The sequence below is a fragment of the Oculatella sp. LEGE 06141 genome, assembly GCF_015207605.1.
Taxonomy (GTDB): Bacteria; Cyanobacteriota; Cyanobacteriia; order Elainellales; family Elainellaceae; genus Oculatella.
Genome location: NZ_JADEWO010000027.1, coordinates 54,288 through 71,284 on the forward strand (window position 1 = coordinate 54,288; position 16,997 = coordinate 71,284).

The 16,997-nt window shown below is 52.0% G+C and carries 17 protein-coding genes; 9 read left to right on the plus strand and 8 right to left on the minus strand.

Annotated elements, in window-relative coordinates:
• Window positions 1-7: 7 nt before the first annotated feature.
• Entirely contained in the window at window positions 8-1,051 is a 1,044-nt protein-coding gene (gene tsaD, locus IQ268_RS18090) for a tRNA (adenosine(37)-N6)-threonylcarbamoyltransferase complex transferase subunit TsaD (RefSeq protein WP_193882027.1), read from the minus strand.
• A gap of 294 nt (window positions 1,052-1,345) precedes the next feature.
• Between tsaD and IQ268_RS18095 the strand changes: the two genes are divergently transcribed.
• Window positions 1,346-1,831, plus strand: coding sequence for a Photosystem I reaction center subunit III (locus IQ268_RS18095; protein ID WP_193882030.1), 486 nt, complete (start codon window positions 1,346-1,348; stop codon window positions 1,829-1,831).
• Window positions 1,832-1,990: 159 nt separating this feature from the next.
• The gene (gene psaJ, locus IQ268_RS18100) at window positions 1,991-2,125 is read left to right on the plus strand and encodes a photosystem I reaction center subunit IX (protein WP_193882130.1); all 135 of its coding nucleotides are present in this window, start codon (window positions 1,991-1,993) and stop codon (window positions 2,123-2,125) included.
• A 169-nt stretch (window positions 2,126-2,294) separates the two neighbouring features.
• Here psaJ and IQ268_RS18105 read toward each other — a convergent pair whose 3' ends face one another.
• Window positions 2,295-4,046: an NFACT family protein gene (locus tag IQ268_RS18105; protein ID WP_193882033.1), complete on the minus strand. Its 1,752-nt coding sequence runs from the start codon at window positions 4,044-4,046 to the stop codon at window positions 2,295-2,297.
• A 172-nt stretch (window positions 4,047-4,218) separates the two neighbouring features.
• Here IQ268_RS18105 and remA point away from each other — a divergent pair, with 172 nt between their 5' ends.
• The 3 genes from remA to IQ268_RS18120 all read left to right on the plus strand — a co-directional run bounded on the left by remA (window position 4,219) and on the right by IQ268_RS18120 (window position 6,021).
• Window positions 4,219-4,482, plus strand: coding sequence for an extracellular matrix/biofilm regulator RemA (remA, locus tag IQ268_RS18110; protein WP_193882036.1), 264 nt, complete (start codon window positions 4,219-4,221; stop codon window positions 4,480-4,482).
• A gap of 224 nt (window positions 4,483-4,706) precedes the next feature.
• Window positions 4,707-5,291 (plus strand): guanylate kinase, encoded by a 585-nt coding sequence (gene gmk / locus IQ268_RS18115; RefSeq protein WP_193882038.1) that lies wholly within the window; start codon window positions 4,707-4,709, stop codon window positions 5,289-5,291.
• 91 nt (window positions 5,292-5,382) lie between these two features.
• Complete coding sequence (locus IQ268_RS18120; protein WP_193882041.1) at window positions 5,383-6,021, plus strand: L-threonylcarbamoyladenylate synthase; 639 nt, start codon at window positions 5,383-5,385, stop codon at window positions 6,019-6,021.
• A gap of 125 nt (window positions 6,022-6,146) precedes the next feature.
• Here the strand turns inward: IQ268_RS18120 and IQ268_RS18125 are convergent, their stop codons facing one another.
• Complete coding sequence (locus IQ268_RS18125; RefSeq protein WP_193882044.1) at window positions 6,147-7,382, minus strand: S-layer homology domain-containing protein; 1,236 nt, start codon at window positions 7,380-7,382, stop codon at window positions 6,147-6,149.
• Between the two features lie 641 nt (window positions 7,383-8,023).
• Between IQ268_RS18125 and IQ268_RS18130 the strand changes: the two genes are divergently transcribed.
• The 3 genes from IQ268_RS18130 (at window position 8,024) to IQ268_RS18140 (ending at window position 13,252) form a co-directional block, all read left to right on the plus strand.
• Window positions 8,024-12,016 carry a PAS domain S-box protein gene (locus tag IQ268_RS18130; protein ID WP_193882047.1) on the plus strand — a complete coding sequence of 1,331 codons (3,993 nt, stop codon included), beginning with the start codon at window positions 8,024-8,026 and terminating at the stop codon, window positions 12,014-12,016.
• A gap of 170 nt (window positions 12,017-12,186) precedes the next feature.
• Window positions 12,187-12,945: an MBL fold metallo-hydrolase gene (locus tag IQ268_RS18135; protein ID WP_193882050.1), complete on the plus strand. Its 759-nt coding sequence runs from the start codon at window positions 12,187-12,189 to the stop codon at window positions 12,943-12,945.
• Window positions 12,946-13,033: 88 nt separating this feature from the next.
• Window positions 13,034-13,252: a hypothetical protein gene (locus IQ268_RS18140; RefSeq protein WP_193882053.1), complete on the plus strand. Its 219-nt coding sequence runs from the start codon at window positions 13,034-13,036 to the stop codon at window positions 13,250-13,252.
• Between the two features lie 7 nt (window positions 13,253-13,259).
• On the opposite strand, the gene IQ268_RS18145 is transcribed toward IQ268_RS18140, so the two are convergent.
• Window positions 13,260-13,673, minus strand: a complete 414-nt coding sequence (locus IQ268_RS18145) for a VOC family protein (RefSeq protein WP_193882056.1) — start codon at window positions 13,671-13,673, stop codon at window positions 13,260-13,262.
• Between the two features lie 169 nt (window positions 13,674-13,842).
• On the minus strand, window positions 13,843-14,073 hold the full coding sequence (locus tag IQ268_RS32370; RefSeq protein WP_228035483.1) for a hypothetical protein: 231 nt from the start codon (window positions 14,071-14,073) through the stop codon (window positions 13,843-13,845).
• Between IQ268_RS32370 and IQ268_RS18150 the strand changes: the two genes are divergently transcribed.
• Entirely contained in the window at window positions 14,068-14,868 is an 801-nt protein-coding gene (locus tag IQ268_RS18150) for an RMD1 family protein (protein WP_193882059.1), read from the plus strand. The genes IQ268_RS32370 and IQ268_RS18150 overlap by 6 nt on opposite strands.
• Window positions 14,869-15,044: 176 nt before the next feature.
• Here the strand turns inward: IQ268_RS18150 and IQ268_RS18155 are convergent, their stop codons facing one another.
• From IQ268_RS18155 to IQ268_RS18165, 3 genes are all read right to left on the minus strand, one after another.
• A complete protein-coding gene (locus IQ268_RS18155; protein ID WP_193882062.1) occupies window positions 15,045-15,500 on the minus strand; it encodes an MgtC/SapB family protein in 456 nt (151 codons plus the stop codon).
• A 94-nt stretch (window positions 15,501-15,594) separates the two neighbouring features.
• Window positions 15,595-16,224: a hypothetical protein gene (locus IQ268_RS18160; protein WP_193882065.1), complete on the minus strand. Its 630-nt coding sequence runs from the start codon at window positions 16,222-16,224 to the stop codon at window positions 15,595-15,597.
• A 114-nt stretch (window positions 16,225-16,338) separates the two neighbouring features.
• A complete protein-coding gene (locus IQ268_RS18165) occupies window positions 16,339-16,677 on the minus strand; it encodes a DUF1815 family protein (protein ID WP_193882068.1) in 339 nt (112 codons plus the stop codon).
• Window positions 16,678-16,997: the final 320 nt, after the last annotated feature.

Below are 16,997 nucleotides of genomic sequence, written 5' to 3' on the forward strand. Positions count from 1 at the left end.
TCCGCCGTTACACCTGATAAAGCTGCATCACCGCTTCGAGCGACATTCGTGATTGAACGCCCAGGGTCAACGGCGACGTATGCCCAAGGTTCAAATGCTCAGCCGCTGCACAGGCAATCATTGCGGCATTATCGGTACAGAACTGGAGCGGTGGAAATAATACTCGCAGGTTGTGGCGTTCTGCTGCCGCCTGCAAATGGTGCCTCAACCCGCTGTTGGCGGCAACGCCACCGCCAACGGCGATCGTCTCCAGTCCAAAATCTAAAGCGCAGGCGATCGATCGCTTCGTTAGCGCCCGCGCCACAGTGTCCTGAAAACTCGCGGCCAGGTCGTTAACGGGCAGCGAGTCCTGTTGCTGTTGTAATGTTTGGGTGAGCCGCAACACTGCTGTTTTTAAGCCACTGAAGCTGGAGTCATACCGATGGTAGCCGCCTTCGGGCAGGGAAATTTGCCCTTCGGGTAGCGGAAAGGCGCGAGGATTGCCGTCTGCGGCCAGACGGTCAATCACTGGGCCACCTGGATATCCCAATTTCAGCAGCCGAGCGACTTTGTCAAACGCTTCTCCTGCTGCATCATCACGGGTTTGCCCCAGGGTTTCGTAGTGTCCACACGCTTTAACGTAAATCAGGCTGGTGTGGCCTCCAGACACCAGCAAACAGAGAAACGGTGGCTGCAAGTCTGGACTGCTGAGGTACGAGGCATAGATATGCCCTTCTAGATGGTGAACACCCAAAAACGGCTTGTTGTAGAGCATCGCCAGGGTTTTAGCGGCGGTCAGCCCTACCAGCAACGCTCCTACTAACCCCGGTGCCGATGTGGCAGCTATACCGTCAATCTCAGCCCATGTCCGGTTGGCCTGTTGCAAGGCTTCTGCGATCGCCACATTAACCAGTTCCACATGCTGGCGCGAGGCCACCTCAGGCACGACACCGCCATAGGGTTGATGCACCGCAATCTGCGAAGAGACAATGCTGCTCAAAATCTGGCGATCGCGCACAATCGCCACGGCAGTTTCATCACAACTTGTTTCGATCGCTAAAATCGTAGCCATTAGATTGCCAGTGAGTGACTAAGGTGAGCTAAAACAGCCAGAAATGATGGCTCAATAATTCAATTAAATGTTACAAAACTTCAATTATAAAGTGAATTTGCCGACGAATTGAAGAAGACACGATCGAGCAAATAATCGGGCAAATAACGGAGTTTATAAACTTCTTTTAAAAGCTTAACTTTACGCGGCATACCTCTAGGAGTATGATTGCTCTGAAGTTCAACAGTGCTTGTACAAACAACTTAATATTTTGTACAAAATCCTTTGTTTTTTGTAATAAAGGGAAACAATTCCATGCGACGATTGTTTGCTTTGGCATTAGTTTTTTGTCTCTGGTTTGGTTTTGCTCAACCTGCTTCGGCAGAGGTGGGCGGCTTGACCCCTTGTAATGCATCTCCTGCTTTCCAACAGCGTGCGGCTAATGCCCGTACTGCTGCTGCCAAGCAGCGATTCGAGAAATACGCAAATTCAAATCTGGTTTGTGGGCCTGAGGGTCTGCCACACCTGGTTGTGGATGGTCGGTTGGGTCACGCTGGCGAATTCATCGTTCCCAGCCTTCTTTTCCTGTATATCGCAGGTTGGATTGGTTGGGTGGGCCGTTCCTACATTCGGGCGGTTCGTAAGGAGAAAAATCCTGAGATGAATGAAATCATCATTGATGTTCCCAGGGCGCTTAGCTTAATGCTATCTGGCTTCCTCTGGCCTTTGGCGGCTCTTGGAGAACTTACCAGTGGTGATCTAACCGCAAAAGAAGAAGAGATTCCAGTCTCTCCTCGCTAACGATGCTTTGAGGTTTTAACATCTCAAGCCTTAATGCCAATCAGCGGGGTGCGTTTTGTTGAAGTCCTGGTTGCTTCTCCTTGTAAGTCACTGCGATCGCGTCAAAACTGCCCCAATGGTTCATCACAGGTCGATTTCTTTACGCTCGGAGCGTTTCACATGCAACTGCAATATTTGCTGAAATATCTTTCTACTGCTCCTGTTTTAGCAGCAGCCTGGATGTTTGTTACGGCAGGGGTTTTGATTGAATTCAATCGCTTTTTCCCTGACTTTCTGTTCTCTCCCATCCCATAACGGTTTGGGGTTTTATTGCTAAATAGAGGCAATCTATTCGGGTTGAAATCGGTGTAGCCATCTACACGGATTTTCCTGTATAGATTGCCTCTATTACTGTTTAAACCAACGCTGTTTAAATACCGTTTAAACCAGCCGATAACCAGCCGATTTGAACCTGCAAAATGCATCAAGATTGGGCAACCGTTTGTTCAATGTATTGCTTGCCACGCTGGGGTTGTCCCCACACAATCCGCTCCTGTTTATAGATCGCCACTCCAGGCTTGGCACCCTTCGGCTTAAAGACCTGCTTTGGCGCGGTGTAAACCACAGGTACCTGGTCGCTCTGACGGGCGCGGCTGTAATAAGCTGCCAGATCAGCCGTTGCCTGAAGATCGGCTTCTTCCAGCGCGGCACCTGGGTCGAGTCGCAGTAATACATGGCTGCCTGGAATTTCTTGCGTATGGAACCAGAGGTCATAATCGCCAGCAACGCGAAACGTTAATAGGTCATTTTGGCGATTGTTTCGTCCAATCCAGACTTCAAAGCCGTTGGGCGTTCGATGTCGCAAAAAGTTGGCGGTTTGGCTGGAATTGGTGTCCCGGTAGCGCTGATCGGGATCGTCCAGGTAGCCTTGCTGAATTAACTCGTCACGAATTTCCGTTAAAGATTCCAGGTCATCTGGATGGCGATACTGATCCAGATGGGCGATCGCCACCTCCACCTGTTCTAAATAGACCAATTCGGCCTGTACGTCTGCTAGCAGCGGCTCCAGGGCATTGCGCGATCGCTTCAGTTTTTGATGCCGTTTATAGAAAGCCTGAGCATTTTGCACCGCATTTTTCTCTGGATTCAGGGGAATGACGACGGGTTGCTCTGTGGTAAAGTCAGCCAGCGTGATCGACTTCATCCCTGGCTGCCAGTGATGCAAATGTGCCATCAACAAATCGGCCTTCTCGCGATCCTGATCGGCATCCGCAGACATCTGCAAGCGGTTCTGAAAGTCGGTGGCTTTGGTGTGCAGCTTTTTCAGCAGGTTATTCAACCGCTGGCTAATTTGATGCCGCAGTTGGGCAAAGTCTTGCTGGTTAAGCTGGTCGGTATAGTAACGGCTGAGTAAGGCTTGAACCGACTTTTCCGGTTTCACCATCCCCCACCCCATCACCGTGTAGCCGTCGGTTCGCCAGCCGGGGTAGAAGCGATCGCCCTCTAACGCGGTGAGCCATTCCTGCCAGCGATCGAACAAGTGCTGCCACTCTGCCGGGGCAAGCCGATCGGTCGATTGGTCGGGATCTAAGCCTGCCGCCTGAATCATCGACAGCACCAGCGATGAGCTAAGCCCCCGGTAACTTTTAAGCAGGTTACGCCGCAGCGCACCGGGAATTAAACTCACCCGCTCCTGCCAGCGCTCTTGAGACTCCTCCAGGGTTGGCATCGTATCTCTCAGTGCGGGCGGTTTTTCGTAGGGTTGCCCGGTCAAAATAGGCCGCACGCTCGACTGTTGGGCGCTCACCTGGTGGGCTGCCGTCACAATCAGGTCATCCTGGTTCGTCAAAATTACATTGCTGTATTTGCCCATGATTTCGACATAGAGATGCCAGAGTGCCATTTCTCCGGGGCGGCGGCCAAATTGTAGATCAACCACCCGCTCCCAGGGAGAAATGGGGGCAATGGCGATCAGCGCTAGCCCACCCAACTGATGGCGCAATTGCTGGCTAAAGGTAAAGGTATCTGGCGATCGCGGCGGTGGGTCTGCCATGCCAAGGTGAGCTGCCTGGGGATGCCATGACAGGGTTAACCAGCCGCGCTGGTCTAGTGTTCGCAATGCCAGAGCAAGGCTGTGGCGATCGCGCTGATACACCTGTTCCAAACGAGCCGGCAGCCAATCCGCCCGCAGTTCAGCACAAGTAGCCATTAAGGTCGTAAAGTCAACTGGTTGCAAAGCAAAAAATATGTCAAAAGGTAGAGAAAGGGGCAGAAACAGGCCGAGAACTGGCTTTTACGCAGACTACAGCCTTGTTGGTCAAAATTTTTGTCGATACCATTGAGTCAACGGCTTACACCCAAATCTACAGCTTCCGGTCTATCCGGGGATCTCTGGTCGCTCTTTACCTATGGATATTAAGCTGATTAATATCGGGTTTGGCAATATCGTATCTGCAAACCGAGTCATTGCCATTGTCAGCCCCGAATCCGCTCCCATTAAGCGGGTGATCACCGACGCTCGCGATCGTGGACAGTTGGTTGATGCAACGTATGGTCGTCGCACCAGGGCAGTGATTATTACTGATTCAGGGCACATCATCCTTTCAGCGATTCAGCCCGAAACCGTTGCCAACCGCTTTGTGATTAGCAAAGATGGTCAATCGGATGAATAATACGGTATCTGTACCTATTGTGACAGGTGCAGCGCCATTCAGCCGCTAATCGGCGGCAATAACCAACGCTAGCGCCATTTGCGGTCGGTTGTTCTCATTCAATGGCGATGCTGCTGCACCGGGTTGCACCTGCTGACTTTTGAACCCAACGTTGTCAGACGTTCCCAGATTGTCTCAATATGGGGAAATACTTTGAAAACCGCGATCGCAGATTAAATAGGCACATGGCAACAGGTCGATTGATTGTATTAACGGGTCCCAGTGGCGTTGGCAAAGGTACGTTGCTGCGATCGCTGTTGAAACGCCATCCAGAACTTTACCTGTCGATTTCGGTGACGACGCGATCGCCTCGTCCCGGAGAAGTGGATGGGCAGCAGTATTACTTCACCGACCGAGCCGCGTTTGAACAGATGGCCGCTAATGGTGAACTGCTAGAGTGGGCTGAATTTGCCGGAAATTACTACGGCACGCCTCGCCAACCGGTTGAACACCAGATTCAACGCGGAAATTGGGTCGTTCTGGAAATTGAACTGGAAGGGGCGCGGCAAATTCGTCAAACCTTCCCGAAAGCGCTGCGGATTTTTATCTTGCCACCTTCCCTATTTGAGCTGGAACAGCGGCTTCGGGGACGGGGGCAAGATTCAGAAGAAGCAATTCTGCGCCGCCTGGGACGGGCAAAGGCTGAAATTGATGCGGCAAACGAGTTTGACATTCAGGTAATCAACGACGACCTGAATAGAGCGATCGCCCAAATTGAAGCAGCGCTGTTTTCAACCAGTCGCGTGCCCTGCGGTCAGGGCAACTCCTAGGCTGGGGGTGCGATGACCAGCCGTTAGGGCGGGTTGAGGTTTGTCTCAGTTCATTCTACGATTACAGCCTGCCTTCTCCTTGGTTCGCCTTATGCCCCACGTTCCTTTAACCGAGTTGGTTGCAGCCGCTCAGGCTGGCGATCGCCTGGTTTCCTTTCCCACCGATACTGTGCCAGCGTTAGCCGTTCGTCCTGACCGGGCTTCTCTCATTTTTGCGGCAAAGCGGCGCAGTGAGACAAAACCGCTGATTTTGATGGGTGCAGATCTGGCAGACCTGTGGGAGTTTGTGGCTGGAACCCCAGCGGAGAAGGCGGTTTGGCAGCAAATCGCCAATCGCTACTGGCCGGGAGCATTGACCTTGGTGTTACCGGCTAGCGATCGCCTTCCTGTTGCAGTCAATCCCAGCAATCCCACCACCATCGGCATTCGCGTTCCTGATCGGGCGATCGCCCGTCACATCCTGGCACGGACCGGCCCTTTAGCCACCACCAGCGTGAATCGATCGGGCGATCCGCCGCTGCAAAGCCTGTCTGATATTAATCAACAGTTTCCAGAGGTGTTAACCCTGTTGCCGTCTGAATTGGAGAGGGTTGAACCCGATACGACCGTAGACAAACCAGGTTCCCCAGCGCAATCAGCCGTTGGTGTTCCTTCCACGGTCGTCCAGTGGACAGAAGAGGGTTGGCATATTCTTCGCCAGGGTAGCGTTCTCTTCGACCCCTCGGCATAGGACACAAAAAGGGGTACGGCACGCCGTACCCCCAGTAGTTGAACAGCAATAATGCTACGCCTGACCCTGGTTCACCCTGGGTTGATGCCGAAGAGCGACGGGGTCAGGAGGGCTTTTTTTAGCCGTTATTGGAACGTCAGGCTGGAGTTGAGTGTCAGGTTCAGGTCGGTTTCTGGATCAACCGCAATGAGCTGAATGCGATCGCGTCCCAGGAAGACGTTCAGCAGCGCACCAGCACCAGCACCACCCAGCACTTCACCCACAGCGACATCGCGATCGCCCGTCACCGCTGACACGCCCGCAGCGGCAGCAGCCCCTAATGCGGCACCTCGGATGATTCCGCGCACGTTACCACCGCGCCGAACCGTTTCTGTGTTGGTCACAACTTGGGACGTAGCGTTGGCGTTAATGCGAGTGCCATTGGTTAGCACAATCTGGCTGGCGTAGAACTGCGCTCCGCCCTGGACGGTTCGCAACTCACCCACCACCTGGCTGCCTGCGGGAATCACAACAGCTCCGTTTTGAGCCGTTACGTTGCGAGCCACGGTTAGGGTGACTGGAACCGGTTCTGGCTCCTCGGGTGCCAGCAAAATGCGCTCAGCCGCTTCATAACGAACGGGAATTGCGGTTCCAGAGGGTACAGTTGCGGTGGGTTGAGGCTGCGGTTGAGCTTGGCCGACCACATAGGGGGAAGCGATCGCCGTTGCCTGTCCTTCTTGCACCAGCGCTTGATAGATAAACGCAGCAACCTCGGCGCGAGTCGCTGTCTGGTTGGGGTTCAACACTTGCACGTTGGGATAGTTCACGACAATTTGTCGCTCCGTTGCAGCCGCAATGGCCGTACGCGCATAGTCGGGAATTGCGCCCGCGTCTGTGTAAACCTGCAACGAGTTACCAGAACCAGCAGTGGAATAGCCCAATCCGCTGGACAGTGATACCAGCACCTGTGCCCGAGGAATGTTTTGCTCAGGGTTAAAGACGTTGCCGGGATATCCAGTCAAGAATCCGGTGGAGTAAGCTTCGCGAATTGCATCCAGTGCCCAGTAGTTGCTGGGGACATCAACAAAGTTAATCGGCTGACGCACGGTGGAGCGGTTGAATGCTTGCCGAACCATAGCTGCAAACTGAGCGCGAGTTACAGGCGCTTCCGGGCGGAAGCTGCCGTCGGGGAAGCCGCGAATCACCCCACGCTGAGCCAACTCTTGAATAAACGGCTGTGCCCAATAGTTCGATTGGACATCATAGAAGGTAGTTTGGGCATGGGCAGGCGCTTGTACAACGAGCGGAGCTGCTGCTCCTGCGGTCAGCGCAAGTGCGGTAAACAGTGCAGTATTAGATTGCCAGCGATGAGAATTAGACATTTCAGAGCGTTCTCCAAACTGAGAATTAAGACGTTTTAAGCAACAAAACTGACATCTCGCACCTGAACGGAAGCCTAAACCAACCCATCAACAGAATAGGTGTATAAGCGGCACGTTCAGGATGATCAAAAGAGAGATAAAACCTATATCTATCAGCAGTACTGAGATATGGTTTAGTCAAGATTTTCAAGTCTCGACGAGCGCTTGTATCGGTGCGAGATTGTAAGTTAATAGACCTTAGTCAAGACAGAAGGTTCCTAAATCGTTCGAAGGGTAGAGATTGGCTCATCTGTCGTTAAAAACGCTGGAATTTGGTCGTTTTTAACTCAAGCTGCGATCGCTAACCCTCCGTATTTTATGACGCGCGCATGTTTGATTAGTTTCCGCCAGCGCAGTTAGAAAAAAGGAACACACTTTAAAGTTTTGAAAGGAAATTCAGGCAAATCTCATCTTTCCTCTCTATACTCTTTTAGTGTTGAATAGCAGCCGCGTTAACCCTGTTTCAGAATTAGCTACAGCTTGGCGACTCCACAAAGTGCAACGGGTGAAAAACAGTAGTGATTCAAAAATTAATCATTAAAAAAGCTTAAAAGATCTCTTTTTAATGGCATAACTGACTTTAGTAGGCGTGCAGGCACAGCATGACATTTGCCTCAGCATTGGAGAATATGGTGTTTGACCTTGATGGTCTCCAAGCATTGCGGGAATGTTGCCGAGATGAAGCAGCGTTTATCAAGCTGCAACAGCTCTTGGCCGCAAAGCAAAGCAAGCAACAACCAACACCAGGCGGGTCTCATCAGCCAGACGATCAGGTTGCTTTACTCCATCTGGCCGACACTGAACGTGTTGCCGTTCAGGACAGTGAACGGTCTTCCCACCCCAATTTGTTGCGAGGCGTGGCAGAAGCAACCAGTCAGTTGCTGAATGGAGACTACACGCAGGCGATTCAGCGATCGATCGCCACCCTGGGAGCTGTGACAGAGGTGGATCGGGTCTACATCTTTGAAACTCATCCCCATCCTGAAACCGGAGAACCAGCGGCCAGTCAACGGTTTGAATGGGTTCGAGATGCCGTATCGCCCCAAATCGATAACCCGACCCTGCAAAACCGCACCTACGCCGTTAGTGGTTTAACCCGGTGGTATGACATCTTTCATGCTGGGCAACCCTTTAGCAGCCTGGTTCGAGATCTGCCCCTGAGGGAGCAAGCAGGACTCGTTGTGCAGGAAATCAGGTCAATTTTGATCGTGCCGATTCAGATTGATGGTCACCTGTGGGGCGTAATTGGGTTTGACGATTGCCACCGTGAACGGCAATGGTCAGCCGATGAAAAAGCTGCCCTGCAACTGATGGCAGGCAGTATTGGTGGAGCGATCGCCCGCTATCAGGCGGAGAGGGCACTGCATCACAGCCAATCCCGGCTTCAGACGATCGCGGCCAATGTGCCTGGAATGCTCTATCAATTTCTCAGCCGTGATGGGGATACGCGGCAAGTACTATATGCCAGTTCAGGCAGCCAGGAACTACTGGAACTCGATCCGGAGACGATTCAGGCTGATTTTTCTCGAATCTCAAACCTGTGCCATCCAGACGACCGCGCCAGCTTTGAAGCGGCGATTGATGAATCTGCGGCTACTCTAGAACCGTGGCACTGGGAGGGGCGCATTATTACCCCATCGGGCAAGCTGAAATGGGTGCAGGGGTTCTCGCGTCCGGAACGCCAGCCCGACGGCAGTATCCTATGGGATGGTGTCATAGTAGACATCACAGTCAGCAAGCGCGCTGAAGCGGCCTCTCGTCAGAACGAAGCCCGCTATCGAGCCATGCTTGATGCTAGCCCCGACCTGATGTTTCGCCTGAGCCGCGAGGGGCAATATCTCGATTTCAAGGGCAATGCAACGGTGCATATTGCCAGCGAAGAAATTATTGGTCGCTTTATGCATGAGCTTCTGCCGCCCGACGTGGCCGAGCTATGCTGGCAGGCAATGCAGCGCACTCTCGATACAGGCGAACTGCAAACCTGTAAATATCAACTGTCTGAGCCGCGAGGAATCCGCAGCTATGAGGCGAGGTTGGTGGTTTGCGGTGCCGATGAAGTGCTGAGTATTGTGCAAGATGTGACCGACCGCAACCAGATGGAAGCGGAACTTCGAGACAGTAAAAATCGGCTGCAAAGCTTTTTTGAAGCGACGTTTGAGGCTGTTATTGTTCACGATTTTGGCAAGGTTTTAGATGTAAATCCCGCTGCTGAAAAGCTGTTTGGGTATTCAACAGATGAAATCATTGGTATGCCTGTGATGGATCTGGTGGCCGCTGTTTCGCGCGAACAGGTACGGCAGACGTGGCGATCGCTAGAGTCGCCCGACCAACCCTACGACTATGAAGGCATTGGCGTTAAAAAAGACGGCACCACCTTTATGGGTGCGGTTTGCGCCAAGGCCGTTCACTACAAAGGTCAGTTGGTTCGGGTTGCCGGGGTTCGAGACATCACCGACAGCAAGCAGGCCGAAGCTGCCATTCGCCAGAGTGAAGCCAGAAATCGAGCGTTAGTCAATGCCATTCCCGACTTGATGTTTCGTATTCGGCGAGATGGCACCTATCTCGACTGCAAAGCCGAGCACGATGGCGATGTGTTACTGCCGCCCTTAGAGTTAATTGGCAAGAATGTGTATGATGTGCTGCCGCTCGACCTGGCTCAACAGCGGATGTATTACATTGAGCAAGCGCTGCAAACGGGGAAAACGCAATATTTTGAATATCAACTGCGGCTTAACCGCAATCCGGCACTCGACCAGATTTACCAGCAGGTGAGTCATGAGGCCGTGTTAGCGTCGGGGCACCACTCGCGCGATTACGAAGCCCGTATTGTCGTTAGTGGGGAAGATGAGGTGCTGGCGATCGTGCGAGATATTACCGATCGCAAACTGTCTGAAATTGCCCTGCGCCTATCCGAAGAGAAGTTCTCGAAGGCATTCCGTTCCAGCCCGAATCCAATGACGATTACAACCCTGGTGGACGGGCGGCTGATCGAGGTAAACGACAGCTTCCTCAAGTTCTCAGGCTACAGCCGAGATGAAGTGATCGATCGCAGCGTTTACGACATTAACCTGTGGCTCAATGATGGCGATCGCCTCACCATCATTGAACCTTTGCGGCAGCACGGCTCGGTTAGCAATGTTGAATGTCACTTTCGGGTCAAATCTGGCGAGATGCGAGTGGCGCTGTTTTCAGCCGAGGTGATTAAAATTGGGGACGAGCTGTGTATGCTCGACATCACCGTAGACATTACCGAACGCAAGCGGGCAGAGCAGCAGCTTCAGGCGGCCGCCGATCGCGATCGGCTGTTGCGAGAAATTGCCCTTCGTATCCGCCAATCCCTCGACCTCGATCAAATTCTCAATACGACTGTGGCAGAAGTGCGGCAGTTTCTCCATGCCGATCGGGTGTTTATTACGCAGTTTGATCCCCAGGGCGAGGGACGAGTGGTGGCCGAGTCGGTTGATTCCCGCTATCCCTCCGTGCTGGAGTGGGTGTTGGATGGTCAAATGTACGAAGAATTGCAGCAGGCGCTTTGCGAGCTAGAGCATATCAATATTTCGGACACCACCCAAATAGAGCTACGTGAATCGGTGCGGGAAGGGTTCATTCGCTTTCAAATTCGAGCCACAATGGGTGTGCCCGTGATGAAAGACGAGCGGCTGTTTGGCATTTTAGTGGCGCACCAATGCTCCCATTCTCGTCAGTGGGAACCCTTTGAAATTCAGCTATTGGAACAGCTTGCTACACAGGTGGCGATCGCGATTCAGCAAGCCCAGCTTTACCGTCAGGTGCAGGAACTCAATGCCGGACTGGAGCAGTTGGTTGAGGAGCGCACCGCTCAACTCCAGCAAAAAATGGAGGAACTGCAAGAGCTAAATGAGCTAAAAGATGAGTTTCTTAACGCGTTTTCCCACGATTTGCGAACGCCAATGATGGGGATGTCGCTGGTGCTCAAAAATTTGCTGAATCAATCTGGCGATACATTGACCATGACTCGCCCCATTGTTGAGCGCATGATTCAAAGCAGCGATCACCAGCTCAATCTCATCCGCTCTCTGCTGCAGGCGCACTCTAGCGAAACGCGAGGGGTCATTCTCAATTATGAGCTGGTGCAACTCAGCCTGCTAACCCAGGTGATCGTTGAAGATCTAGAGCCGTTAGTGGAGAAGAACCAGGCAACGCTGGTAAACAGCGTCCCGCCCGATTTGCCTCTGGTTACGGCTGACCCCGTGCAACTGAGACGGGTATTTGAAAATTTGATGACCAATGCCCTGCACCACAACCCCCCCGGTGTGGCGTTGACCCTCTCGGCTACCGTTGAGGCAGAAATGATTCGCTTTACGCTCCACGACAATGGAGTTGGCATGAGCCAGGAAGTGAGCGATCGCCTGTTCGAGCGGTATGTCCGAGGGCCAAAATCGCGACATCGCGGTATGGGGCTGGGGCTATATCTTTGTCGTCAAATCATCACCGCCCACGGTGGACAAATCGGTGTTGTTAGCGAACCGGGGAATGGCTCTACGTTTTGGCTAACCCTACCGCTGGCTATTCCGTCGGCGGTGAGTTCTAGCCCGGATGCTTCGGATGAAGCTTGAGGCAGGGAGCATCCTCTGTCCCGATAGTTGTAACAAAATGTAAAGCGTCTTAGAATACAACTGTCTCCTGATGCAGACCTGATGCAGCCGTGACGCATCGCGTCTGCGTATGGGATTCATCTGCCACTCATGACCAACCCCCAAACCCGTTAAGCACTTCATTTTTTGCAATGTATCTCACCTGGCTAGACAGCAACTCTTGGCTGATTGAAATGGGAACCCAGCGGATTTTGCTTGATCCGTGGTTGGTGGGGTCTCTCACATTTGCCAATCAGGCGTGGCTGTTTAAGGGCGATCGCCCTATCCCCCGTCCTATCCCCGACCATATTGACCTGATTTTGCTGTCCCAGGGGTTAGAGGATCATGCCCATCCCCCTACGTTAAAACAGCTCGATCGCGCCATTCCCGTGGTGGGTTCCCCTAACGCTGCTAAAGTGGCTCAGGCGTTGGGCTATCGTCAGGTTACAGCGTTAGGTCATGGAGAAAGCGTTACAGTAGCGCAGCTAAAAATCAGCGCTACTCCGGGTTCACCCCTGGGGCCACTTACCACGGAAAACGGCTACCTGCTAAAAGACCTCAGCAGCGGCAAGACACTCTATTACGAGCCGCACGGCTACCACTCCCCCAGCCTTAAAGACGCGGCTCCGGTGGATGTGGTCATTGCCCCGATTGTTGACTTAGCGATTCCGCTCCTGGGGTCGATTATTCAGGGACGAAAAAGTGCGTTCGAGCTGGTTCAATGGCTCAAGCCTCAAGTTATTATGCCGACTGCGGCAGGAGGGGATGTGGTTTTTGAGGGAGTGCTAACTTCCGTTCTGTGGGCAGAGGGGAATGCCGATGAACTGCGCCAGGTTTTGCAGCAGCACAATCTCCCAACACGGGTACTTGAACCCAAGCCGGGCGATCGTTTTGAAGTGGCGATCGCTTAGTCTCTGCTTCTGGGTGTACCCCAACCGTGTATTCGCCTGACCTGAATAGCAGGATAATGTATGGTAGAACCGTCTTGAACACAACGCCATGTCTGAAACTGGAATGCAGACCTGTCCCGTTTGCGGTGTCAAAATCTTGAACGCGGTGGGTGGTGATAAAGTGCTGTTTTCGTCAGGGCCACCCGGAACCCGCGCGGCCCTGTGGGCTAAGGTTTGCCAATACACCCAAAAGGCAGGCTGTATCAACAAAGATAAGGATGCGATCGGTGAAGTCAAATCAACCGACTATTACCAGCCCAACCCATGACCTCTTTCTATTCCGGTACAGTGGGCATATGGACTAACTCCAGCTTGATGCCGTCTGGGTCAGCAAAGAAAACGGCATAATATCCTGGGGCATACTGGCTGTACTCGGCTGGCGCGTCTAAAACGGTAGCCCCAATCTTAACGAGTAGCTGGTGCAGCCGATCCACCTCTTCTCGACTATCGGCACTAAAGGCAAAGTGATGCAGCCCTGGCGAGTAGCGATCGTGAACTGGATTCCGTGCATCTGGATTAGCAGAGCCAATAGTAACAGCTCCAGCAGAGGCTGACCACCACAGGGTAAATTCGTCGGTTTTCTCAGTGAGTTCGTATCCCATGAACGTCAAAATAGCATCGTAAAACGGCTCCGATGCGTCGCGATCGCTCACAGTTAAAGACAGATGGTTCATACTACCGAGGGGCATAGATATCTCCTACCGCCATGACGGCTCGCATGTAGATTCATCGTGTCTAAAAGTATAAAACAAAGGGTTAAAAAACAGAACAGGTGTTCTATAAATGAAGGCGATCGCGGTTGCAATTAAAATTTGAAGTGTAGTGCCCAGGATGGGAAATTGATTAAGGTGCAATGGTTTAAATAAGATGGCGTTGCTCTGTGTCGCAGGTGTCTTCGTTTCGCACAGAGTTAGCCCGGAAGTCCGCCAGGGTTGGGGGATGTGGGAGCGAATGCAGCCCATTCGATACCTTTAAAACAACTTCTAGAATTCCAGTTAAGTTACAAGCGCGAAGAATTGACGTTGCCTGAGTGAGTAGTAGTTCGTACTGCTTTACAGCAGGCAACGTACCATAATCAAAGGTATGCACAAACTACTGTTTACAGATAAAGACCTTGTTAAAGGGCGTGCTCTGTTTTTAGGAGAACAACTAGACCTCGACGCTTTAGAGAAGGCGGATTATTTAGCAACGGTTCCCCTGGTGGTTACCGCAGGCGAACAGGGGTGCGCGGTTCTCTTCCGCTATGGCGCTGTGGTGCTGTTTGGGCTTGAACCCGTAGAAGAAGCGTCGTTTCTGACCTATCTCAAGCCGCTCATTGTTGAACCCTTTACCACCCCAGAAACGGAAGACATCAAACTCAGCATTGATTCTAACGTGGCAGGGAAAGTTGAAAATGGGGTAATCTGGCTGCGCGAGTTCAGCATCGAACGCTTACAAATCGTAGGCGATATTTTAGCTAAAAGTGTTGTGCTAGAACACTACGAAGTAGGCACGGGCGAGGTGTTTGATCAGCTTGAACCGTTTGCCGCAGAGCTACAGCGCAGCACTAAAAATGAACGCCGAGGCAAAGAACTGCTGCGCCAGATTGGCAGAGTGCTGTCGATTCAGCACAAGATTGTAGGACGTGTTGAAATTATTGATAAGCCAGAACTGCTCTGGGATGCGCCGGAACTAGAGCGGCTTTACTTGCGCCTGGAGGATGAATACGAGATTCGAGAACGGCATATTGCCCTGGAGCGCAAGCTAGAGTTAATTTCGCGCACGGCTGAAACGGTGCTTGACCTGCTTCAGCACAACACAGGGCTACGCGTTGAGTGGTATGTCGTCATTTTGATTGTGGTCGAAATTATGCTGTCTCTCTACGACATTTTTATCCAGGCTTAAGCGGTTGTTTAAAGTGGCTTGCATGTTCTGCGGCGGCTTCTAAACTCCCCGAACTGAGAAACATGGACGATTTGAAGCGGTTCGAGTTACAGTCCCCTGGTTAAAACATGTATGCTGTTTGGCAGCATTTGGCAACATGAAGATAGCTGCAACCATTTACTGCATCCGCTTGCCGATTACTCAACTTTCTTCACTCCCCACAGCACCATAAAGGTGACGACGGTGCCCGCGAGGCAAATTAACCACAAGCCACAGGCGGCGGCAACCCCCAACGCCGCCGTAACCCAGGTGGCCGCAGCGGAGGTTAACCCTCGGATTTTAATAACACCTTTCGCATCGGTTGGTCGAGAGTTTGCGAAGATTTCGCCTGCTCCCAAAAAACCGATCCCGGCGACGATGCCCTGAATCACCCGGGCAATTACATCCGAACTCTCACCAGCCGTACCCGTTTGAATGCTGGTTAAAACGAAAATGGCAGAACCAAGGCTAACCAGCATATGCGTTCTCAACCCAGCGGGCTTTGCTCGGCTTTCCCGTTCCCAACCAATTACAGCCCCAACGACTACAGAGAGCGCTATCCTCAGTAAGGTTTCTTGCCAACCCAGCGGTTCTATTAAAGCAGTACCTGTCAAAACTCAATCACTTCAGCAACAAACGCTCTCTTAATTTGTAGCGAAATAGAAATAGGGGAATCGTTCTCAGGGATGATCTATTCGTCTTACCTGACTACTGCAAGATGGCCATTAGCCATTGTGGATAGGCATAGGATTGTTCTGCTGCCAGGGTTGGACTGTCTGACATTTGACCACACCAACTGGCGATCGCCAACAAAGTCTGCTGCTGCTGCGATCGCTCCCCAAAGGCTTCAAACGCTAAGCTCCACCAGTCCTGATCATTTGCCTTGAGCTGCGTTATTTCAACGCTGCATCCCTGCGAAATGACCTTCTCTAGCGGCAGCGATCGGGGATCTTGGTTAGGAACAACCTGATATTGACGTTGCGATCGCTGCTTTTCAACTCCAATCCAATGCTGGTCTGGCTGATCTGAGTTGAAATGCAAATCATCATGCTGGGTATCCATCGAGCTACAGCCCCATTTCGTCCAACGCTCGACCAGACCAGACCAGCGGTTGCCACATCGCTGCACGGCAAACTGCTCCTGTCTCAACTTGACCTCCAGCCTGTCTGCTCTCAGCTTAAGGTTCAGGTAAGAACATTCTGGTACTACAAGGTAATGGTCTTCGCGGGTTTCCCATGCTCCAACGTACTGGCCCAGCGACTCTTGATCAAACCAATCCATGACGGCGGCTGGCAACAATCCAGGATAGAACCAGCGTAACTCTGTTGTAGTTGACATCAACGTTGGCGATCGCACGGGGACAGATACACAACCCAACGATCCCTGCTAAACCGAAAGGGTAGAAGCGGTGTGTGTGGGGGCAATAGAGCGCTGTAGGGGTAAGATCCCTGGCTAATGCATTACCGCAGGGCGATATTCGGAGGGCTTGACCTGATGCTTAACCAAATTAGCAAGCTCCTGAAGTTGGCTGATTGCTTCAGCACCCTCTAACTTCATCAGCTCTCGATCATCACGCATTTCAGTCCAGGTAATTCCATAGTCAGAAACCAGGAACCGAATAAGATGATTTTCGCCAAGGCTTACCATAAAGGAAGCACTATTCATTTGACCGCCACAGGTGTAGCAAGACGCGAGATAGCCTCTGCGCTCTAGCACAATGGCTAAAGCCTGAAGGTTCATAACCAGATCTTGAACAAATTGACGATGCTGATCTGCAAGTCGTATAAACACGCGTGACCTCCTATCACCACACTCAATTCTAAACCTTATTCATACTTTCTTAAGAATTTCGTCGTTGGCCGGAAGAAATGACTCTTTGGAAGGGATGAACCTGAATTACAGAGTTAAGCGGGGTTGAAGAAAATGGGCAAAAAGCGCTAAAAAATTAGCTCAAGCCAACTGTATGGTGCCAATGCATTAGTTCCACTGGATCAGAGTAACTAACCACCTGGTTCAATAAAGTATCAGGTACAACAGGAACGGCTAACCTCTATCTCAATGGATAGAACCCTGAATTACTTCGCCTGTGGGGTTAGCCTGCGGGTTTCGGA